Here is a 19889-nt window from a genome sequence, read left to right as displayed (position 1 = left end):
AATCTCTGCTCCACTACCGCCTCCAATTTCTAGAACGTGTTCTGATTTGACGGTAGTGTCCTCAGGTCATGAGCGGAACACCCAAGATTCTGGCCGGGCGCGTCGCGGTCGTCACCGGGGCAAGTCGCGGCATCGGCAAAGGCATCGCCCTCGAGTTGGGCGCGGCCGGGGCGACCGTGTACGTCACCGGACGCACCACCGAGCCCGGGAAGCTGCCCGGCACCGTAGGCGAGACCGCCGCGATGGTCACCGAGCTCGGCGGACGCGGCGTCGTGGCAGTCTGCGATCATCGCGACGACGATGCGGTCGAGAAGCTCTTCACCCGGATCCGCGAGGAGCAGGGGCGCCTCGATGTGCTGGTCAACAATGTCTACAACTCCCCCGCCGCCGCCCGCTGGCTGGGCCGCAAGTTCTGGGATGTGCCACCGAAGGCGTGGGACGAGACCTTCGAGATCGGCGTGCGATCGCACTATGTGGCCAGCGTTTTCGCCGCACCGCTGCTGATCGAGTCCGCGGGCCTCATCGTCAATGTGTCCTCCCCCGGCGCGCGGCGGTACATGCACAATGCCGTCTACGGCGTCGGCAAGACCGCTCTGGATCGCCTCACCGCCGACCTCGCGCACGATCTGACCGGCACCGGCGCGACCGCGGTCTCGATCTGGCCCGGGATCGTGAATACCGAACTGTTGCAAATGGTTCCGGCCGACGAGCACGGCCGTCGCCAGGTCACCCTGCCCGGCGAAGGCACCTTCGATCTCGACACCGCCGAGTCCCCACGCTTCCCCGGGCGCGCCGTGGTAGCGCTGGCCGCCGATCCCGGCCGGTCGACGCGCACCGGGAAATCCTGGAAAGTCGCCGATCTCGCCGAGGACTACGGGTTCACCGACGTCGACGGACGCATCCCTCGCGCCGACTGAGCACTCCTCGGTGGATTCTTCGGCGACGTCCGAACACCGGTCGACGAACTCGGCATGCTGCTGAAAGTCGACGGCGGCGACACCCGCTTCCGCGATGAGCTGCCACGTCGCGCAGGCTGATCGCGATTGGTGCCGAGCGAATAACCCGCGGCGCGGTCAACTAAGATCGGCGACGGTAATTCTCGGCACCCGAACGAACAGGACTCCCATGGCGCGCAAAGTCGTTGTCACACTTGTCGATGATTTCGATGGCACGTCCGCTGCCGATGCGACTGTCACATTCGGAATCGATGGGGCGGCCTACGAAATCGACCTGTCCGATGCCAACGCGGCAGAGTTGCGTGAGGTGTTCGAACAGTGGGTTCCGTACGCGCGTCGCACCGGTCGGGCCAAAGCAGGCGCCGCACGTCGCCTCGGCTCGGCACCGGCAGCCGAATCCACCCGCCGCAACGATCTGACCGAGATCCGCGCGTGGGCTTCGCAGAACGGGCACACCGTGTCCAGCCGCGGCAGGATCTCGGCGGAAGTCATCTCGGCCTATGAGCAGGCTTCGGCCTAAAGCTTCGGTTCGTCGACAGCACGGCGCGCATTCCCTCCGCGCGCCGTGCTGTTTTCGTCTAGTTGGGCATCGGAATATCGGCTTTGAATCGCTCACCCGGCGGCAGACCGCGCAGCACCGCACTGGTCCAGGCCACCGCGGGCGGCCAGCCCGCGACGGCGTTGACGATGTGTTCGGGCAGCGGCATCGTGTAGAACCGCAGGTCCGCGCCGCGGTTCCAGTAGTCGTTCACCGTCGGCAGGACCGCCGATGTCGGGATCAGTTCGTCCCAGATTCCGTGCCACCAGAAGATCGGGCTGTCCGGAATATGGTGCCCCAGACTCTGGTCCGCGAGAACCTCCATCACCCCCGGCGCCGTTTCCAGTGACTTCCCCGGCTGGAAATAAGCACTGATCGGCCGGTACGCGCCCGCTGCGGCGATCGTGTAAACGCAGCGACTCCGCATATCCGCCACGATCGCCTGACCTTCGGGGGTCAGCAATTCCTTCGCGTCGAACTGGTCGGGGAATTCCCGCGACAACGCGGCGAAGCCGAGCCACATCGTGAAATTACTGGCGCCGGTGAGGCCCGGCTGCTGGGCGATCGCGTAACGGGCCTGGGCGCGGAGATCGGCGGGGAATCCACCCACCGCGGTGCCGAGCAACCGCACATCGGGGGCGTAACTCTCGCGAAGTTCGGCCGCGCGGATCGAACCCGAGCCGCCGCCGGAGTACCCGTAGAGCGCGATCCCGGAGTCCGTCAGGCCCAACGCCGAGTTCTTCATGGCGCGCAGACTGTCGAGCACCATTTTGCCTTCGTCATAGGTGTTGAAGGTATTGAACTTGCCGTCGAAGTCGGCGACGTTGATCGCGAATCCCTGCGCGAGCCAATAGACCGCGAGCGCGGCTTCTTTCATCGTGCCCGTCTGCAACGTGTACGACGGGTTGCACGATGAATCGGTCGCGTCGATGGCTTCCTGGAACGAGACCACCGGTCGCGAACTGCCCGACCACGGGATGCCGGGAACGATCACCGAGGTCGCGGTCGCGATCGGATTGTCGTGGACGTCGTTGCTTCGGAACAGCAGTTGCTCGGTGTGCACCGGGAACGGCAGTCCGAGCAGACGCGTCTGCACCGTTCGGGAGCGGATGATCTGTCCCGGCGCGTAGGAATTCAGGTCGGCCGGGTCGTCGTACCAGGGATCCTCGGCGGGCACCGGGATCGGCAGCAGGTCGTAGAGCTGGGGTTCGGCGGGCAGCTGCGGGAGCTGGTTCTGGTCCGGCGGGAAACTCGGGTACGGGTCGGCGGCGGCGTTGCCCGCGCTCGACACCGCCAGACACACCGCTGCCAGCGGCACTGCCGCCCACCTCGTTCTGAACATTCGTCCCCGGTTCGGTCGACCGCGTCCACCCCGGCGACTCGGGTGAATGGTGGCTGCCGCGCTGCGCTGCATGGCGTCTCCTCTACTTGGTGACGCCGATTACAGCACGAGCGCTTGTTTCTAACAAGAGTGCTTGTTCTTAACTGCCGCCGACAAGGGCTCCGCCGCGACGACCCGGTGACCGGGCCATCAGCTCGGCGATGACCACGAATAACCTTGCGCGAGTGGACAACAGGAAGAGTGGACAACAGCGCACGGTAGAGTGCGCGGGATAGTTCGCAGGGGTGTGGGAGCTGGAATCGGGGGGATACCGTGAACGAAATCTTGGCCTTGATCGGGGTCGGTGGGCTGATCCCGACTGTGATCGCGGCGGTGTCGGCGTGGTTCTCGACGACATTCAGTCGCCGAATCAACAAGCGGACGATCGAAACCACCATGACAGGCGACGCCGTTGCTCCCGCCGTCTCGATACCGACCGAACCAGCGGCGCCGGACACCGACCACATCCTGACGCCGCGACCTCGAACGGAGGAATATCTTCGGCAGGTGCGCAGCGCGATGGCGCAGAGCACGGCGTTCTTCTGGGCGTACATGATCAGCGGGTGCTGTGGAGTCGTGGTCGTTCTCGCCGCGGCGTCGATGGTGGCGTTCGGCAATCGAGACGCCGCCGCCGCGACCTCGATCATGGGTGCGGTGCCGGTCGGGATCACCGCGTTGTTCTACAAGCGTTCCACCGACCTCGACAAAATCGTGGGCGAGAATCTCGCCCGCCTCGGCAAAGCCGACGAGATCGCCGAAGCCAACCGCACCGCGCACGATGTGGTGTCACGCATGGGAGTGGGCGCCGATCAGGACCGGCTGCTGGCCATGATCGGGGTGCGGCAACTCTTTCCGTCCGCGACACCCGCCGAAGTCGCTGAACTCCTGCGGACCGTGCCGGTCGAATCCGGACACTGAGCCGTCCGGTACGACTGCCGGTACTGCTACGCGCGACACCCACGGCGTCGAATGATGTGCACGGAGCGTGTCGCCGACACCGGACCAGTTCAGTTGCCGTATTGCGCTGTCTCCGGGCGCTCGATCAAGAGCACGTGCGCGACCTCGTCGGCGACCGGGCGGTGCCGGATTCCCTTGGGCACCACGAACAATTCGCCCGGATGCAGGGTGACGGGGGCACGGTCTTCCAGTTCGATCCGGAAGGCGCCGTCCCAGCAGAGGAAGAGTTCGTCTTCGTCGTGGTGGTGCCAGGGGAATTCGCCCGACAGTTGGGCGACGCGGACAACGGTGTCGTTGACCATGGCCAGCTCCTGCTGTTGGAAGGGGCCGGGCAGGGCGGCGATGGCCGCGGGGATCGATACCGAACCGGTAGTGCTCGAGGCTGTCATGGTGATCATCGTCGAGCTGCTCGGGGCGACGATCCAGCGCCAATCGGCCATAATTGGTTTGGCTATGGATCCAATTACTGTGACAGATCGGCTCGGTCGCTGGTCGGCGGGGCGCGGGCCGCTGTATGCCCTGCTCGCGGCGGGGTTACGCGGGCTGATCGAGGACGGCGAACTACCTCCTGGCGCGCTGCTGCCGCCGGACCGCAAGCTGGCCGTCGCCCTGTCGGTCGGGCGGAGCACGGTCGTGGCGGCCTATGACTTGCTGCACGACGAAGGGCGGATCGTTCGACGACAAGGTAGTGGCACCCGTGTCGCGGGTTCGCCGCAGGTCGATCCGCCGGAAACCACCAGCGAGCCGATGTTCCTCGACCTGCTCGAGCCGCGATCCGACGTGATCTCGCTGGCGTGCGCGGCACCGGATCGACCTCCCCTCGCATTGACCGAGTCCTATGCGGCGATGCTGCCCGCCTTGGCCGCCACGACCGACGACATCGGCTACTACCCGTCCGGCCATCCGGCGCTTCGGGAGGCCGTCGCCGAGTACTACCGAGGGCGGGGTCTACCGACCGAGGCCGGGCAGATCCTCGTCACCACCGGTGGGCAACAAGCACTTTCACTGCTCGCACGCGCCTTCCTCCGGCCTGGCGATCGCGTTCTCGTGGAGGCTCCGACCTATCCCGGCGCGTTGGAAGCCTTTCGCGCGGAAGCGGCCGTCGTGTCCGGCCTGCCGCCCGGGCTGGACGGTTTCGCGGAAGCGATCCGCGACCAGCGCCCCACACTCGCCTACGTGATCCCCACCTTCCAGAACCCGACAGGCTCGGTGCTGTCCACGCTCACACGGCGCAGGATCGCGGAAACATCAGCAGCAGAGGGGATTCCGCTCATCGATGACGAAGTCCTGGCCGAGCTCGGGTTCCTCGGCCACGAGACTCCGCGACCACTCGCCGCGTTCGCGGACACCGTGATCACCATCGGTTCACTGAGTAAGAGCGTCTGGGGCGGACTGCGAGTCGGCTGGATCCGCGCGGCCTCCCCTGTCGTCACCAAGCTCGCCAGGCTTCGCGCGGTGCACGATCTCGGCGGCAATCTGCCCGCCCAACTGGCCGCGGCCGAGCTACTCCCCCGCCTCGACGACCTGCTGCGCGCGCAAGCCACCGAGCGCCGACTTCGCCACAACCATCTCCGCGCGGAACTCACCCGCCGCATCCCCGAATGGGAGGTTCCGCCGGTCGAGGGCGGACAGACCCTCTGGATCCGGCTGCCACACGGCGACGGCCCTTCCTTCGCGCAAGCCGCACTGCGCCGACATGTTTCGATCCTCGCGGGCAGCGGCCTGGATCCGACCGGCGGCAGCGAGCGCTACCTGCGGCTTCATTTCCTCCATCCGCTGGAAACCCTCACGACGGCAGTCGACCGTCTCGCCGAAGCCTGGCGCACCTACCGCCCACCGAACAGACCCACTGTCACGACACCGCCTCTGGCGATGTGACGTCTCATCTCGGTGTTCCTCCGTCTCGACGTGCGCCCGAACCCAGGCGAGAGCGGTCGGCATCGCCCGCCGCCTCGGCACGGGTTGACCCTGACGCTGCGTCAGGGTTGCACCCTTGTCGCATGACGAACGACAACACGTCCTCGACCCGGCACGCCCCGCCGGTCGGCGGATTCGAGGAGATCGACGGCACGCGCGTCTTCGCGCACCGGTCGGGCAGCGGCGGACCGGCGGTGGTGTTCCTCCCCGGTGCGAGCGCGGTCGGTCTGGACTATTTCGTTGTGCAGCAACAGGTTTCTCAGTTCACCACCGCCGTCGTCTACGACCGCGCCGGCACCGGCTACAGCGATCCACTGCCCTTGCCTCGCACCGCCGAAGCGGTTGCCGAGGAACTGCAACAGCTGCTGCGCGCCCAAAACATCTCCGCCCCTTACATTCTCGCGGCGCACTCCCTCGGCTGCCTCTACGCCCACCGGTTCGCTCAGCTGTACCCGCAGGACGTGGCCGGACTGGTCTGGCTGGACGGCCTGCATCGCGACTGGGACGAGTTCATGCCGTCGGCGATGCGGCTGGCGGCGGCCGCGGCGCCCACGCCCGATCTCGAACAGGTCGAACAGATGCGCACCGCACTGCGTGAGCTGCGCGGCGAGTTGCTCGCGGACTACCCCGAGCACGTGCGGCAGCCGCTGATCGACGCCAAGTCGAGTGCCGAATGGATCCGTGCGGGCTTCGCCGAACGCAGCGGATTGACCGAAGTGGCAACCGAACTGCGCGCCGGGCCGAACCTTCCCGATGTTCCCCTGGTAGCGCTCAGCGTGCTGGGCGCCGACCCCAGCCAGTCCGCTGAGGCGCTGGCCGAGATCCACGACGCCAGGCGACGAATGGACGCGGCCGTCGTCCACGGAGTCTCGCGGGGAGAGCAGCGCATCATCACCGACACCGTGCACCACCGACTCTGCTTCGACCGTCCCGATGCCGTGGTCGAGGCGATCCGCGATGTCGTCGACCAGTTGGCAGGCCCCTAGAATCGGCGCGGTGCTCACCATCGGCCAACTCGCGGCGACTGCCGATGTGACCGTGCGCACCGTGCGCCATTATCACCAGGTCGGGCTGTTGCCCGAGCCGGAGCGCGACGCCTCCGGCTACCGCCGCTATCCCGCGCAGGCGGCGGTGGATCTCATCCGGATCAGGACCCTCGCCGACGCCGGCGTCCCCCTGTCCAGGATCGACGCACTGCTGCACGCGCAACCGACCGAATTCGCCTCCGCCATCAGCGATATCGACGCGGCGTTGCAGCGCAAGATCGATCAGCTCGCCGAGTACCGCCACCGGATCGCCGAACTGGTCGGCGGCGAAAGCCTCTTCCTTCCCACCGAAGTGGTCGCCATCCTGAACCGGATGCGCGGTCTCGGCATCAGCGAACAACGCGTGCGACTGGAACGCGACTCCTGGATCCTGCTGCAAGCGTTGGACGCCGACGCCCTCCCCCAACGAATCCGCGAGAAGAACGCCGAATTCGACGACCCCGAAACCACCCGCCTCTACCTCGCAGTGGACGAATCGGCCGACTGGGACCCCCACGATCCACGCCTCGACCAACTCATCGACGACCTGGACACCTGGCAAATCCGACACCACCGCCCCACCACCCGATCCACCGAACTCGTAGCCTCCCGAATCTCGGAGTCCACCCCCGCCTGGCAACGCATCGTCAACGCCCTCACCCACCGAGCCCAACAGCGGGCCACCGAGCACGGCCGGTGACGTCCCTCAGAAGCGGAGCCGGGCGACGATGTCGCAGGCGGTGAGCCAGCCGAGGCCGAATTGTAGGGGTGGGGCGTTGGTGACGGGGATGACGGTGACGTCGGGCGGACGTAGAACAGGGGGCTTGTTCGGTGGTCAGTAGACGCCTTGCCTGCGCCGACGAGGACGAGGATCTCCTGAAAGGTTCGGCGACGCTTCACCGTCGGGTACTGAGCTGCGTACCCGGCTCAGCGCAGGACCAGCTCGCGAAGGGCCGCGGCCACGGATTCGGGGTCCTCTTCGGCCATGAAGTGACCCGCGTCGACGGTGCGGTGGTCGAGATCCGGTGCCCAACTCGACCACAGCGCCGCCGCTTCGAATCCGAGCGCCGCGCCCCAGTCCTGCTGCAGGACCGTCACGGGCATGGACAGCCGAGCACCTGCCGCGCGGTCGGCGCGATCGTGGTCGATATCGATGGTCGCCGAGGCGCGATAGTCGGCCACGATCGAGGGGACGGCTTCGCGACTGGCCTCCAGATACGCGGCGCGCACGGGCGCGGGGATTGCGGCGGGATCCTTGGTCCACAGGTCGAGGAAGTAGGCGAAGAACGCGTCGGCGGCGGCCGAGATCATCTGTTCGGGCAGACCCGACGGCTGGGCCATCAGGTACAGGTGGAACCCGACTGCGGCGTCGACACCATGCAGAACTTCCCACATGTCGAGGGTGGGTAGCACGTCCAGGCAGGCGAGGTGGGTGATCGTCGCGGGGTGGTCGAGTCCGGCGCGGAAGGCCACGAGGGCACCGCGGTCGTGGCCGGCGAGGGCGAAACGTTCATGGCCGAAAGCCGCTGCCACGGAAACGATGTCGGCTGCCATGCGCCGCTTGGAGTAGGTATCGGGTGCGGCGTCGGCGGGTTTGTCGCTGTCTCCGTAGCCGCGTAGGTCCGGCACGATCACGGTGTGGTCGGTGGCCAGGTCGGCCGCGACATGACGCCACATCAGGTGGGTCTGTGGGAAGCCGTGCAGCAGCACGATCGGGGCACCCGAACCGGCGACGGCGACGTTGAGCGCGACCTCGTCGGCGACGGGGAAGCGGTGGTAGTCGAATCCAGCAATAGTGCGGGTCATCGCGTTGACCTCTTTCGTTCGAAGGCTGGTCCGCGGGGTCTGAGCGGATCGAGTTCGAGCGTGCGGTGTCGCGATGAGCAACCGATGAACGCGCACTACATTGGCCTGATGCGGTTTCAGGTGCTCGGTCCCGTCGCCGCGCACGACGACCTGGGCGGACCGGTCGCGCTGCGCGGGCCGCGCTACCGCGAGGTGCTCGCGCGGCTGATCGTCGCCGACCGGCGCGTGGTTCCGGTCAGTCGTTTGGTCGACGATCTGTGGGACGAGCCGCCCGCGGACGCGGTGGGCGCGGTGCGCACCTTCGTGGCCGGACTGCGGCGCGCGCTCGAGCCCGACCGCCCGCCGCGCACACCGGCGCGTCTGCTGGTCACCGAGGGGCTCGGTTACGCGCTGCGGGCCGAACCCGATGCCGTGGACGCGTGGCGGTTCGACGATGCGGTCCGGATGGCATCGACTCTGCCTGCCGGACAAGCCTTCTCGGTACTCACCGAGGCTCTGGGCTGGTGGCGCGGACCTGCCTACACCGACTTCGCCGATGCGGGGTGGGCCCAGGCCGAACGATCGCGGCTCACCGAGCAGCGACTGCTGGCGGTCGAACGCCGTGCCGAGGCCCAAGTGGCACTGGGCGCCGCCGCGGCAGCGGTTCCCGACCTCGACGCGCACGTCGCCGAGCATCCGTGGCGCGAAGACGCGTGGGGCCTGCTGGCCACCGCCCTGTATCGCTCGGGCCGTCAAGCCGACGCGCTCGCCGTCCTCGCCAGGGCCCGGCGGATGCTGGCCGAGGACCTGGGCATCGACCCGGGACCGGCGTTACACCGCCTGGAACACGACCTGCTGCGCCAGGCGGCACACCTCGACCCGGTCGCGACCGATTCCACCGCGCAGGTCTGGGAACAGGCACGCGCCGCGTACGACAGCGCCGTCCCGCCACGCACCAGAACACGCCTGGAATCGACCGCCGGACTGATGCGCGACCTCGCGGTGACGGGCGGTGGCGGGTTGGCAGCGGCACGCGCACACCGGATTTCCGCTGTCGTCGCCGCCGACGAACTCGGCGACCCCGAATTGACCGCACGGGTGGTCGGCATCTACGACGTACCCGCGATCTGGACCCGTTCGGACGACCCCGCGCAGGACCGACGACTCGTCGACATCGCCGAGAAGACCCTGTTGCTACTGCCCGCCGACGACGATGCCGACCGGGCCAGACTGCTCGCGACGATCGCCGTCGAATCGCGCGGCGGCCTGCCGGTGGACGATCCGACCGAGGCCGGTCTGCGCCCGTTGCGCGCCGCCCGCCAAGCCGAGGACATCGCCCGCCGACTGCACGACCCCGCACTGCTGGCCTTCGCCCTCAACGGAGTGTTCATGCAGAGCTTCCAGCGGGCCGGACTGGCGCAGCGGCGCGACGCCGTCGGCGCCGAGATCGTCGCGGTAGCGACGAAGAACAAGCTCGCCACCTACGAGGTGCTCGGCCATCTGATCCTCGTTCAAACGCGCTGCGCCCTGGCTGATCACCCCGGCGCCGACCGGCACGCCGATGCCGCCGACGCGCTCGCCCAGCGCTACGAACTGCCGCTGGTCGAGGTGTTCACCACCTGGTTCCGCGCCCTACGCACGAGCGCGACAACAGATCTCGCGACCGGCGAGGCGGCGTATCAGGCAGCCGCTACCGCCCTCACCGGTGCCGGTATGCCGGGGCTCGAGCACGGCCTGTTGCCGCTGGCCGAGCTGAGCCTGTATCTGCGACACCAGCAGACCGCGCGGATCGCGGCGATCGCCCCCGACACCGACTGGGGACCCTACCGACCCTGGGTCGAGCCCACCCTGCTCGTCGCCCGAGGGAGGCTCGACGACGCGCGCAATGCCCTGCGCGACATCACCTCACCACCGCGTGACCTGTTGTTCGAAGCGCTGTGGGCGATCGTGGCCCACGCGGCCGTCGCCGTCGATGACGTCGAGATGATGCGCCGAGCCCGGACCCAGCTGACCCCCGCCGCGGCCGAAACCACCGCGCAGAGCGGACTTCTCAGTGTGGGTCCGGTTCGGACCTACCTCGACGACATCGAATCGGCGTTGTCGTCACGCCATCGGGACGACCAGCGGGCTACGTGAAGACATAGTCGGTGAGCGGGAAATGCGTACTGCGCCAAGCGGCTTCGACGGTAGAGCTGGGACGCAGGGGCACGTCGCCGTGTTTGTCGAAGTAGTAGCTGTTGGCGGTGGCGCAGCTTTCGTCCCAGAACACCTGGCCGCCGCGACGGGCGAGCATCTCACGGAAGAAGCGGTCGTTGGCTTCCTCGCTGACCTCGATGCGGTCCGCGTCGTGCGCGCGGGCGTGGTGCAGGCAGCGCAGGATGTGGCGGGTCTGGTTCTCGATCAGGGTGAAGTACGACGCGCCGTTGTAACCGTAGGGGCCGATGATGGAGAAGAAGTTCGGGAACCCGGGGACGCTGACGCCCTCGTAGGCTTGCAGCCGGTTCTTGTCCCACCAGGTCTCCAGATCGCGGCCGTCGACGCCGCGCAGGTCATAGGTCGGCATATTGCCCGATTCCATGACTTTGAAGCCGGTGGCGAGGATCAGCACGTCGGCCCGGTGTTCGGTGCCTGCGGCGGTGCGGACGCCGGTGGCGGTGATCTCGCTGATCGGATCGGTTTCCAGCGTCACGTTCGAACGATTGAAGGTCGACAGATAGTCGTTGGAGAAGCTGGGCCGTTTGCACCCGAGGGCGTATTGCGGGGTCAGCGCGGCCCGCACGGCGGGGTCCTTCACCTGGCGCCGCAGATGGGCAAGGCCCGCGCGTTCGCCGATCGCGGCGGTGGGCAGCGAGTTGTGATAGTGGGCGGCCAGCGGAAAGGTGAACTCGACGTAGGTCTGACTCACCAGTCGGGTCAGCGTTCGTCCGCCGGGGACCTTCAGGGCCAACCGAGCGGCGAGGGGCAACGGCAGGTCGGGGCGGGGCAGGCACCAGATCGGCGTGCGCTGGAAAACCGTCAGGTGCTCGACCTGCGAGGCGATCTCCGGGATCACCTGGACCGCAGAGGCGCCGGTGCCGATGATCGCCACACGCTGTCCCCGCAGATCCTGGTGGTGATCCCAGCGTGAGGTGTGCATGACGGTTCCCGCGAAGGACTCGATGCCGGAAATCTCAGGGAGTTTGGGTCTGGTGAGCACGCCGGTCGCGCTGATCACGAAACGCGCGGTCACGTCGCTGCCGTCGGCGGTGTGCAACACCCACCGGTCGGCCTCCTCGTCGAAGTCCGCGCCGGTCACGGTGGTGCCGAAGCGAATGCGCGGTCGCAGTTCGTATTTGTCCACGCACGACTCCGCGTAGGCCTTGAGCTCGCGGCCGGGCGCGTAGACCCGCGACCAGTCGGTGCGCTGCTCGAAGGAGAACTGATAGCTGAACGACGGAATATCTACAGCGACACCGGGATAGGTGTTCCAGTGCCAGGTACCGCCGACACCGTCGGCCTCGTCGATGATCACGAAGTCGTCGAACCCGGCCTTGCGCAACTCGATCGCTACGCCGATCCCGGAGAACCCCGCTCCCACGATGACGATCTCGTGCTCGATTCCGGTGGTGGTCATGCGATCTCCTTCATCAGTTCCGCCGACGGGTGCAGGCGGCCGGGCCGAGCGACCGTACGTACGACATGGCCTGCGTCATCGGCGTAGACAATGGCGTCCACCCGGTGCTCGATGCCGTCGACGGTACGCACGCCCAGCGGCACCAGTCGGGCGATCGGCCAGGTCACCAGCGTGCAGTGTGGTTGTCGCAGGGCGCGGTAGTAGCTGTTGTGTACCGCGACGCCCGCGGTGTCGTCCGGCGTCAGGCGGTGACGCAGCCACGAATCACGCACCTGGACAAAGAGATTGACGCGAGCGGCGAGCCGAAGCAGTCCTTGCGGTGCGCGGCGCAGCGTCGTCGCCGCGGGCGCCGGTAGGCGTGGGAGGACCCAGACCGCCTCGGTCTGGAACACCGTCACCCGCGCGGCTTCGGCGGCGATGCCGGGCAGCAGTCGCGCGGCCGCCGCCCCGCTGCCGATGATCGCGACCCGCTGACCGGCGAATTCGTGCCGGGGTGCGAAGGCCGTGCGGTGTACCTGGGGGCCGGTGAAGGTATCGGCGTCACGCAGCGTCGTCATTTCGCCACCGGTTCGTAGGTGAGCTCGTCCGACCAGGACGGGCGACGGCCCAGGACACGGATCGGGAACCAGTCGATACAGGCATTGGAGACGTCGGCCAGCAGCTGGAACGGCTGGCGACGGTGAATAGTGGCTTTCCCGTGCATCTTCACCACGTGATACAGCGGGACCCGGCGGATGGCCGGGCTGCGCTCCCCCACGTTCTCGTAGCGGCGCACCGCCTGCCACAGCTTCTCCTCGTCGAGGCCGAGCGCGATGATGTTGGTCGACATCCGCGACAGCAGTGGCGCGTACAGCAACGCGCCGAGCACGAACGACGGACGCACCGCGAAACCGGCTGTCTCGATGGCGATCCGGCGCAGCGGGCCCGCGCCGAGCTGTTCGAGGACCTGGAATCCGACTGCCAGGTGCCGGGATTCGTCGCTGTTGATGTGGCGGAACACCTCGTGGCACACCGGGTCCTCGACCTCGTCGAGCAGGAATTTCACCAGTGCGCCGTCGAGCGCGGTCTCCAGCGAGGGGATCACGGTGCCGAGCACGGGCAGGGTGAGCTGGTCGGCGTAGCGGTCGAGCCAGCTGATGACCAGGCGAATGTTCTTGTTGGGCAACGGCATCGCATCACCGTCGGGGAGCATTCCCCAGCGGCGCATCAGCGCGAGCTCGGCGTTGGCGTGCTTCTGTTCCTCGGCGTGGAAGTAGCGGTAGATCTCACGCAGTGGGCCGGGCGGCGCCTGGTGGGTCAGCGCGGCGAAGCCCCGGGCGCCGACGTGTTCGATCCACACCAGGTCGGCCATGAAGGTGGCCAGCCGTGGACGTTGCTCGTCGGTGATGGTGTCGGCACCCGGTGCGTCCCAATCGATATCGGCCAGCGCCCACTGCTTGGCGCGAATGGTGGCGAGCATCTCGGGATAGGCGAACGTCATTGTTCGATCTCCTTCGGTGGGGTGGATCAGCGCACGACCCGCTCCAGCAGGCCCGCCGAACGGGTATAGGTGGTGGGCAGCCAGCGTTTGGCCTGCCAGAGCATCTTGGCCTCGAGCTGCGGCACCACATAGAGCTCGCCGTGGTCGACCGCGTCGAGGGTGGTGCGGACGATGGCCGCCGGTGCGCGTCCGGTCCAGCGCAGGAGCAATCCGCCCAGGCGTTCGGCGGTGTCGTCCATGGGCGAATCCGCCTGCATGATATTGGTTTTCACGCCGGTCGGGCACAGCACCGTGACGCCGACGCCGGTGCCCGCCAGCTCGGCCGACATCGTCTCCGACAGCGCGAGCACGCCGGCCTTGCTGACGTTGTAGGCGGCCATCCGCGGTGCCGCGCCGAACGCGGCCGCCGAGGCGACGTTCACCAGCGAACCGCGCCCGGCCGCGCGCAGGATCGGCGCGAAGACGTGGCAACCGTGGATGACGCCCCAGAGATTGACGCCGAGCGTGCGCTGCCAATCGTCGAGGGCGAACTCGCCGACCACCGGCCCGCCCGCGCCGATGCCCGCGTTGTTGACCACCACGGTGGGAGGGCCGCCGAACCAGTCCTGCGCGGTCGCGGCCAATTGCGTGACCTCATCGATCACGGTGACATCGCAGCGGGTCCCGATCGCTTTGCCGCCCGCCGCTTCGACGAGTTCGGCGGTCTCGTCCGCGTGGTCCCGATCGATGTCGGAGCACAGCACGCGACCGCCGCGGCGACCCAATTCGACGGCGAACGCGCGTCCGATCCCACTGCCCGCGCCGGTTACCACCGCATCGGCGTTCGTGGTCCGGCGATGACCGCCGAAGGGGAACAATCGCATGGCAACTCCCGGGTCTACCGGCGAGACTCAAATTGGTGGCATCTGCCACCAGTGGCCGCACCTGACACCAATTAGGCGCGCGGAGGTGTACTTTGTCAACCATGGATGTGCGCGCACCGGCACGGACGTGGGGCGGGCGGACCGCCGAGGAGCGCAGGGCACGGCGACGGGTCGGCCTGGTCGAGGCCGCCCTCGATATCTGGCTCGACCACGGGTGGGCCGCGGTCACCATGCGCGGGGTCTGTCAACGGGCCTCGCTCAACGACCGCTACTTCTACGAGCACTTCGCCGATCGCGACGAGTTGCTCGCCGCGGTCTGGGACGAGGTGCGCACCGAGGTGTTCGCCGAGCTGGTGAACGTCGTGGTCGACCAGGCCGACCGGACGCCACTCGAGATCACCCGCGCGACCATCGCCCGCGCCGTCTCGCTCCAGACCGATCTCCGCGGGCGGGCCAGGATCCTGCTGGCCGATCACGCCGGCAGTGCCGTGCTCGAACAGCGGCGCAAAGCCATGCTCACCGACGCGACCGATGGGCTGATCGCTATCGCCTGGCCCTATCTACGCCCCGATATCGACGAAACCGCCATGCGCATGAGCACACTGGCCGGTATCGGCGGTTTCATGGAACTGATGTCGGCCTGGCGCACGGGCGTGCTCGACGTGGACGCCGAGCGCATCGTCGAACACAGCAGTGCGATCGCGATGCAGCTCGGCGCGAGATTCCTGCCGACCGAGATCATCGGCGACCAGGATTCCTGACGACAGCGTGGGGCCGACCCGCGCCGCTTCGATGATGACTACGCGGACCCCTTCAGTGCGCGCAGACCGGCGGCCATGAATTCCGGCGTGGCATCGGCGGCCCGGTCGGCGGCGGATCCGGTATCGGAGCCCTGGAGGGCGCGGTGGGTGATGCCTTCGCCGATGATGCCGAGCTTGAAGTTGGCCAGGGCGAGATAGAAGCCCCAGTTGTCCAGCTCGCGCCCGGACGCGGCGGCGTAGGTCTGGGCGAGGTCGTCGGGCGTCGGTAGGCGCGAGCTGGTCCACGCGGCGCGGGTACCGAGGATCATGTCGAATATCGGGGCCCGGTACACGCACATCAGAGCCACGTCGGTGAGCGGGTCGCCCAGGGTGGAGAGTTCCCAATCGACTACGGCACGCACGGTTTTCGGGTCCGTGCTGTCGAGGATGGTGTTGTCGATCCGGAAGTCCCCGTGCACGATCGAGGCCGACGACTCCTGCGGGATCGCGGCGGACAACGCGGCGTGCAGGGTTGCCACATCGGGGAGCTCGCGGGTTTTGACCCGCTCCCACTGGGATGCCCAGAGCTTGACCTGCCGGGCAACGAAACCGTTCGGCCGACCGAATGATTCGAGCCCGACCGCGGCCGGGTCGACCGCGTGCAGCTCGGCCAGCACGCGAACCAGTTCGCGCGCACTGGAATTCACCTGCTCGTCGGTGAGCGCCGCCAGCTCGTCCTGATCGCGGTACACCGTCCCGTCCACGAACTCGACGACGGTCATCGGCGCGCCGAGCGCGGATCCGGTCGCATCGAAGGCGATCGTCTTCGCCACGGGCACCGCGGACTTCTGCAGCGCGCTGGTGACGGTGTACTCGCGGGCCATGTCGTGTGCGGACGGGGTGAGCCCGGCGACCGGCGGACGGCGCACCACCCAGCGCGAGACGTCATCGGCGGCGGCGAACGTCAGATTGGACCGGCCACCACTGATCAGTTCGACGCGCAACTCGCCGCGCACCTCGACGCCCTGCCCGCGCAGGAACTGCTCCAGCGCGGCGATGTCCATGCCCGGCAGTGTCATTCGGATTCTCGCTTCGCGCGCTTGGCCGCGCTCACCGCGCGTTTGGCGATGGCCCAGCGGTGCACCTCGGACGGGCCGTCGTAGATGCGGAACGGACGCACTTCGCGCGAGAGCCGCGCCAGCGGGAGGTCGGCGGAGACACCGAGACCGCCACACATCTGCATACTGCGATCGACGATGCGGAAGATCGCTTCGGCGGCATAGGTTTTCGCGATGGAGGTCGCGTTCGCGGCAGGTTCACCACGGTCGAGTTCCCAGCAGGCGCGGGTCAGCAGCGCGCGCGTGGCGGCGATGTCGATCTCGTTGTCGGCGATCATCTTCTGGACCATGCCGAGGTCGCCGAGCCGTGAGCCGAAGCCCTCGCGCTGCGCCACGTGCGCGACCGCGACGTCATGGCCGCGGCGAGCGGCGCCGAGCCAGCGCATCACGTGGGTCATACGGGCGGGGCCGAGGCGCACCTGGGCGTATTCGAAGCCGCGGTCGACCTCGCCGAGTACCGCCGATTCCGGAACGAGCAGGTCGTCGAAGAAGACCTCGCAGTGGCCACCGATCATCGACTTGTCGAGGGTGTCGAGGTGACGGCCGACGCGGATGCCGGCGCTGTCGGCCGGGGCGAGGAACATGGTGGCTCCGCCGCGTTGGCCGGGCTCGCCCGAGGTGCGGGCCATGATGATGAAGAATCCCGCGCCGTCGGCGCCGGTGATGAACCATTTGTGGCCGTTGACGCGCCAGCCGCCGTCGGCGCGGACCGCGCGGGTGCTCAGCGCGGACGGGTCGGAGCCCGCGCCGGGGGCCGGTTCGGTCATGGCGAAGGCCGAGCGCACCTCGCCGCGCGCGAGCGGGGCGAGAAACTGCTGCTTCTGCTCCGGGTCGGCGATGTGGGCGAGCATGTGGACATTGCCCTCGTCGGGGGCGGCGATATTGAGGGCCGTCGGGCCGAACAGCGAGTAGCCCGCCTCCTCGAATACCGGAGCGCGACTCGACATGTCGAGACCGTGGCCGCCGTATTCGATCGGCGCGTGCGGGGCGAAGACACCCGCGTCGCGGGCGGCCTGCTGCAGTTCGATGCGCAACTTCTCGCCGCCTGCCGCGGCGATGTCGCCGTCGTGCGCGTCTTCGACCGGGAGCACGTGTTCGCGGATGAACGCGCGGGTGCGCTCGGCCAGGCTCTGCACCTCGGACGGATGGGACAGGTCGATCGGCACGGGTCCGCTCCTCGGCTCGGTTGCCGAACGCTCGCTCGGCAATAGACTGCAATGACAGTGGCATGTGGGCATTACTGCTGTCAACAGGACTGGTCACCGAGCCGTTGTGTTCAGGTATTCTGAACAACATGGAGTCGACGACAACCGAACACGCGGTGGGCGCGCGGGTGCGCCAGGCGAGGACCGCGGCGGGGCTGTCGCTGCGGGCGGTCGCCCAGCGGATCGGCGTCAGTCCGGCCACGCTGAGCGCCATCGAGACCGGCAAGACCGGCGCATCGGTCGCGCGCCTGCGATCGCTGGCTGTCGAGTTGGGCACGACGGTGGCCTGGCTGATCGGCGACCAGGCCAGCACCCGAGCTGATGACACACCGGGCTCCGAACGCCGCGCGGTGCCCTCCCCCGAGCCCCCTTCGCGCTCTTCTCGCCGCCGCGCGCTCGACGAACCCGGCCCGCACACCTACGCCACAGCGGATTCCTGGCGCGAGTTCCCGCCGCTGGATATCGACCCGGTGCTCGCCGCCGCCATCGACTCCTTCGTCGAGACCGGCTACCACGGCGCCACGATGCGCTCGATCGCGGCGCGTGCCGGCATGAGCGTGCCCGGCGTCTACCACCACTACCGCGATAAACAGGACCTGCTGGTCCGCGCCCTCGACCTCACCATGGACGAATTGCATCGGCGGGTACGCGCGGCACGTCTCGACGGCGCGAACGGCCGCGAACGAGTGATCCGGGTCGTCGAGGCACTCGCGCTGTTCCACACCCACCACCGTGAACTCGCCTTCATCGGCGCCAGCGAGATGCGCAGCTTGAATCCGGCCGATCGCGATCGAATCACCAGCTCCCGCAACGAGATCCAATACATTCTCGATGCCGACATCGATACCGCGCTCGCCGAAGCGCACAGACCGACCGACCGCGCCCGTGACGCCGGGCGTGCCATCGCGACGATGTGCACCGCGCTCCCCCAATGGTTCCGGCTCGACGGCCCGTCCTCCCCCGAACAGATCGCCACCGCGTACGCGGATTTCGCCCTCGGCCTGCTCGGCTTGGCACTCGGAGGCCGAGAAACAGCACAGCCGCGATAATTCCCCCGATGACGTCTGCGGCGGCCGACGGGAATCGGCCGACCCGTTCCGAGCAGACAGACCAGCCGCGCACGGGAAATACCCCCGTGCGCCGCTGCTGGTCGACGGTCAGTTCACAGCGTACGGATACGTGTCGGAGCGACCCTGGAACGACAGAATCCGCGGGTTCTGCACCCGACCGTCGCGAATCTCGATCGCCCGGCGAATCGTTTCGCTGCCATCCCACGCTTCGGGACCGCCGAGCACGACGGGCAGGTACTCGAGCAGGGCTTCGGAGTTCTCCCACGTCGCCGAGTCCCAGAGGAACGAGGGGCTGTGGTCGACACCGTAGTAGTGCAGATCGTCACCGACGGTGAACATCGGATCGGCGAACGAGGTCGGGCGCGAGAACTCGAAGCCCATTCCCTCATCGCACGAGACGTCGACGAAAAGTGTTCCGCGCGTGAACAGTTCGAGGTCTTCGTTCATGACGAACGTCAACGGGTCCTCGGTGTCCTGGAACATGCAGTTCACGATCACGTCGTAGTTGGCCAGCATCTCCGCCAGCGGCCCCGGCTCCGGCGCCTTCAGCGCGAGCGTCCGGCCCGGCAGTCCCGGATCACGCTTGAAATGCTGCATCCGCACCGAGGCGAACGGCGAGGCCACCGCCGACACGCTGCGCTGGGTCAGCACCGTCACATCACTGATTCCCAGTGCCGACAGCGCCCGCACCGCACCACGCGCGGTGGCGCCGAAGCTGATCACCGCCGCGCGCATCCGGCGACCGTAATCTCCACTCACGCCGCGCAATTGGAGAGCGTGCATGACCGAGCAGTAACCGGCCAGTTCATTGTTCTTGTGGAACACGTGGACGCTGAAAGCACCCGACTTGGTCCAGTGGTTCATCGCCTCCCAGGCGATCAGGGTCAGGTCGCGGTCGACAGCCAATTGGGTCATGCTCGGGTCCTGCACACAGTGCGGCCAGCCCCACACGATCGTGCCGGGGCGCATCTGCGCGAGGTCTTCGGCCAGGGGCTTGGCCAGGAGCAGCACATCGCATTCGGCGAAGAGCTCGTCTCGCGTGCGATGGCCCGCTACCAGAGGGGCGAGAACATCGTCGGGGTAGCCGAAGCGATTACCGTAACCGTGTTCCAGGTAGATCTGACCGCGCAGCTCGGGACTGATGCGGTCGAAGTGAGCCGGGTGGATGGCCAGCCGGTGTTCGTTTTCCTTGCGAGAGGTCGCGACGACGCCGACCGTCAGGTTTTTCACAGTTGCTTCAC

19 protein-coding genes are annotated in these 19889 nt (G+C 67.7%); 9 read left to right on the top strand and 10 right to left on the bottom strand.

Annotation, left to right across the window (positions count from 1 at the left end):
- The first annotated feature begins 68 nt into the window (after positions 1-68).
- Together QX204_RS09150 and QX204_RS09145 are read left to right on the top strand one after the other, a co-directional pair.
- Positions 69-917, top strand: coding sequence for an SDR family NAD(P)-dependent oxidoreductase (locus QX204_RS09150; protein WP_301906154.1), 849 nt, complete (start codon positions 69-71; stop codon positions 915-917).
- Positions 918-1125: 208 nt separating this feature from the next.
- Positions 1126-1476 (top strand): histone-like nucleoid-structuring protein Lsr2, encoded by a 351-nt coding sequence (locus QX204_RS09145; RefSeq protein ID WP_056822989.1) that lies wholly within the window; start codon positions 1126-1128, stop codon positions 1474-1476.
- A 58-nt stretch (positions 1477-1534) separates the two neighbouring features.
- Here QX204_RS09145 and QX204_RS09140 read toward each other — a convergent pair whose 3' ends face one another.
- Entirely contained in the window at positions 1535-2836 is a 1302-nt protein-coding gene (locus tag QX204_RS09140; RefSeq protein WP_301906153.1) for a lipase family protein, read from the bottom strand.
- A 312-nt stretch (positions 2837-3148) separates the two neighbouring features.
- Between QX204_RS09140 and QX204_RS09135 the strand changes: the two genes are divergently transcribed.
- Complete coding sequence (locus tag QX204_RS09135; RefSeq protein WP_301906152.1) at positions 3149-3793, top strand: TRADD-N-associated membrane domain-containing protein; 645 nt, start codon at positions 3149-3151, stop codon at positions 3791-3793.
- Between the two features lie 89 nt (positions 3794-3882).
- On the opposite strand, the gene QX204_RS09130 is transcribed toward QX204_RS09135, so the two are convergent.
- On the bottom strand, positions 3883-4221 hold the full coding sequence (locus QX204_RS09130; RefSeq protein ID WP_301906151.1) for a cupin domain-containing protein: 339 nt from the start codon (positions 4219-4221) through the stop codon (positions 3883-3885).
- Between the two features lie 79 nt (positions 4222-4300).
- Here QX204_RS09130 and QX204_RS09125 point away from each other — a divergent pair, with 79 nt between their 5' ends.
- The 3 genes from QX204_RS09125 to QX204_RS09115 all read left to right on the top strand — a co-directional run bounded on the left by QX204_RS09125 (position 4301) and on the right by QX204_RS09115 (position 7474).
- On the top strand, positions 4301-5710 hold the full coding sequence (locus tag QX204_RS09125; RefSeq protein ID WP_301906150.1) for an aminotransferase-like domain-containing protein: 1410 nt from the start codon (positions 4301-4303) through the stop codon (positions 5708-5710).
- A 122-nt stretch (positions 5711-5832) separates the two neighbouring features.
- Positions 5833-6735, top strand: coding sequence for an alpha/beta fold hydrolase (locus QX204_RS09120; protein ID WP_301906149.1), 903 nt, complete (start codon positions 5833-5835; stop codon positions 6733-6735).
- 10 nt (positions 6736-6745) lie between these two features.
- Positions 6746-7474 carry a MerR family DNA-binding transcriptional regulator gene (locus QX204_RS09115; protein ID WP_301906148.1) on the top strand — a complete coding sequence of 243 codons (729 nt, stop codon included), beginning with the start codon at positions 6746-6748 and terminating at the stop codon, positions 7472-7474.
- Positions 7475-7701: 227 nt separating this feature from the next.
- On the opposite strand, the gene QX204_RS09110 is transcribed toward QX204_RS09115, so the two are convergent.
- The gene (locus QX204_RS09110) at positions 7702-8580 is read right to left on the bottom strand and encodes an alpha/beta fold hydrolase (RefSeq protein WP_301906147.1); all 879 of its coding nucleotides are present in this window, start codon (positions 8578-8580) and stop codon (positions 7702-7704) included.
- 108 nt (positions 8581-8688) lie between these two features.
- Between QX204_RS09110 and QX204_RS09105 the strand changes: the two genes are divergently transcribed.
- A complete protein-coding gene (locus QX204_RS09105; protein ID WP_301906146.1) occupies positions 8689-10695 on the top strand; it encodes an AfsR/SARP family transcriptional regulator in 2007 nt (668 codons plus the stop codon).
- On the opposite strand, the gene QX204_RS09100 is transcribed toward QX204_RS09105, so the two are convergent.
- The 4 genes from QX204_RS09100 to QX204_RS09085 are packed head-to-tail and all read right to left on the bottom strand — an operon-like array spanning position 10688 to position 14515.
- Positions 10688-12172, bottom strand: coding sequence for a flavin-containing monooxygenase (locus QX204_RS09100; RefSeq protein WP_301906145.1), 1485 nt, complete (start codon positions 12170-12172; stop codon positions 10688-10690). The two genes, QX204_RS09105 and QX204_RS09100, sit on opposite strands and share 8 nt — an antisense overlap.
- On the bottom strand, positions 12169-12729 hold the full coding sequence (locus QX204_RS09095) for an NAD(P)/FAD-dependent oxidoreductase (RefSeq protein ID WP_301906144.1): 561 nt from the start codon (positions 12727-12729) through the stop codon (positions 12169-12171). The genes QX204_RS09100 and QX204_RS09095 overlap by 4 nt, the downstream gene beginning before the upstream one ends.
- Positions 12726-13652, bottom strand: a complete 927-nt coding sequence (locus tag QX204_RS09090) for a ferritin-like domain-containing protein (protein ID WP_301906143.1) — start codon at positions 13650-13652, stop codon at positions 12726-12728. Before QX204_RS09090 ends, QX204_RS09095 begins: the two co-directional genes overlap by 4 nt.
- A gap of 26 nt (positions 13653-13678) precedes the next feature.
- Positions 13679-14515 carry an SDR family NAD(P)-dependent oxidoreductase gene (locus QX204_RS09085; protein WP_301906142.1) on the bottom strand — a complete coding sequence of 279 codons (837 nt, stop codon included), beginning with the start codon at positions 14513-14515 and terminating at the stop codon, positions 13679-13681.
- Positions 14516-14616: 101 nt separating this feature from the next.
- Between QX204_RS09085 and QX204_RS09080 the strand changes: the two genes are divergently transcribed.
- Positions 14617-15276 (top strand): TetR/AcrR family transcriptional regulator, encoded by a 660-nt coding sequence (locus QX204_RS09080; RefSeq protein ID WP_301906141.1) that lies wholly within the window; start codon positions 14617-14619, stop codon positions 15274-15276.
- Between the two features lie 38 nt (positions 15277-15314).
- Here the strand turns inward: QX204_RS09080 and QX204_RS09075 are convergent, their stop codons facing one another.
- Together QX204_RS09075 and QX204_RS09070 are read right to left on the bottom strand one after the other, a co-directional pair.
- Positions 15315-16334 (bottom strand): phosphotransferase family protein, encoded by a 1020-nt coding sequence (locus QX204_RS09075; protein WP_301906140.1) that lies wholly within the window; start codon positions 16332-16334, stop codon positions 15315-15317.
- A complete protein-coding gene (locus QX204_RS09070) occupies positions 16331-17539 on the bottom strand; it encodes an acyl-CoA dehydrogenase family protein (protein WP_301906138.1) in 1209 nt (402 codons plus the stop codon). The genes QX204_RS09075 and QX204_RS09070 overlap by 4 nt, the downstream gene beginning before the upstream one ends.
- A 128-nt stretch (positions 17540-17667) precedes the next feature.
- On the opposite strand from QX204_RS09070, the gene QX204_RS09065 reads away from it, so the two are divergent.
- The gene (locus QX204_RS09065) at positions 17668-18627 is read left to right on the top strand and encodes a TetR-type transcription factor C-terminal domain-containing protein (protein WP_301906136.1); all 960 of its coding nucleotides are present in this window, start codon (positions 17668-17670) and stop codon (positions 18625-18627) included.
- A 108-nt stretch (positions 18628-18735) separates the two neighbouring features.
- Here QX204_RS09065 and QX204_RS09060 read toward each other — a convergent pair whose 3' ends face one another.
- The gene (locus tag QX204_RS09060; RefSeq protein ID WP_301906135.1) at positions 18736-19878 is read right to left on the bottom strand and encodes a N(5)-(carboxyethyl)ornithine synthase; all 1143 of its coding nucleotides are present in this window, start codon (positions 19876-19878) and stop codon (positions 18736-18738) included.
- Positions 19879-19889 lie beyond the last annotated feature (11 nt).

The sequence above is a fragment of the Nocardia sp. PE-7 genome (assembly GCF_030486425.1).
GTDB lineage: Bacteria > Actinomycetota > Actinomycetes > Mycobacteriales > Mycobacteriaceae > Nocardia > Nocardia salmonicida_A.
Note: the sequence above shows the minus strand (reverse complement) of the source record. Positions and strands in the feature narration are given on the sequence as shown.

Excerpts from the sequence above, each read along its gene's own strand:
- QX204_RS09150 (WP_301906154.1), top strand. The coding sequence starts at position 69 with ATGAGCGGAACACCCAAGATTCTGGCCGGGCGCGTCGCGGTCGTCACC.
- QX204_RS09145 (WP_056822989.1), top strand. The coding sequence starts at position 1,126 with ATGGCGCGCAAAGTCGTTGTCACACTTGTCGATGATTTCGATGGCACG.
- QX204_RS09140 (WP_301906153.1), bottom strand. The coding sequence starts at position 2,836 with ATGTTCAGAACGAGGTGGGCGGCAGTGCCGCTGGCAGCGGTGTGTCTG.
- QX204_RS09130 (WP_301906151.1), bottom strand. The coding sequence starts at position 4,221 with ATGACAGCCTCGAGCACTACCGGTTCGGTATCGATCCCCGCGGCCATC.
- QX204_RS09120 (WP_301906149.1), top strand. The coding sequence starts at position 5,833 with ATGACGAACGACAACACGTCCTCGACCCGGCACGCCCCGCCGGTCGGC.
- QX204_RS09110 (WP_301906147.1), bottom strand. The coding sequence starts at position 8,580 with ATGACCCGCACTATTGCTGGATTCGACTACCACCGCTTCCCCGTCGCC.
- QX204_RS09105 (WP_301906146.1), top strand. The coding sequence starts at position 8,689 with ATGCGGTTTCAGGTGCTCGGTCCCGTCGCCGCGCACGACGACCTGGGC.
- QX204_RS09100 (WP_301906145.1), bottom strand. The coding sequence starts at position 12,172 with ATGACCACCACCGGAATCGAGCACGAGATCGTCATCGTGGGAGCGGGG.
- QX204_RS09095 (WP_301906144.1), bottom strand. The coding sequence starts at position 12,729 with ATGACGACGCTGCGTGACGCCGATACCTTCACCGGCCCCCAGGTACAC.
- QX204_RS09090 (WP_301906143.1), bottom strand. The coding sequence starts at position 13,652 with ATGACGTTCGCCTATCCCGAGATGCTCGCCACCATTCGCGCCAAGCAG.
- QX204_RS09085 (WP_301906142.1), bottom strand. The coding sequence starts at position 14,515 with ATGCGATTGTTCCCCTTCGGCGGTCATCGCCGGACCACGAACGCCGAT.
- QX204_RS09080 (WP_301906141.1), top strand. The coding sequence starts at position 14,617 with ATGGATGTGCGCGCACCGGCACGGACGTGGGGCGGGCGGACCGCCGAG.
- QX204_RS09075 (WP_301906140.1), bottom strand. The coding sequence starts at position 16,334 with ATGACACTGCCGGGCATGGACATCGCCGCGCTGGAGCAGTTCCTGCGC.
- QX204_RS09065 (WP_301906136.1), top strand. The coding sequence starts at position 17,668 with ATGGAGTCGACGACAACCGAACACGCGGTGGGCGCGCGGGTGCGCCAG.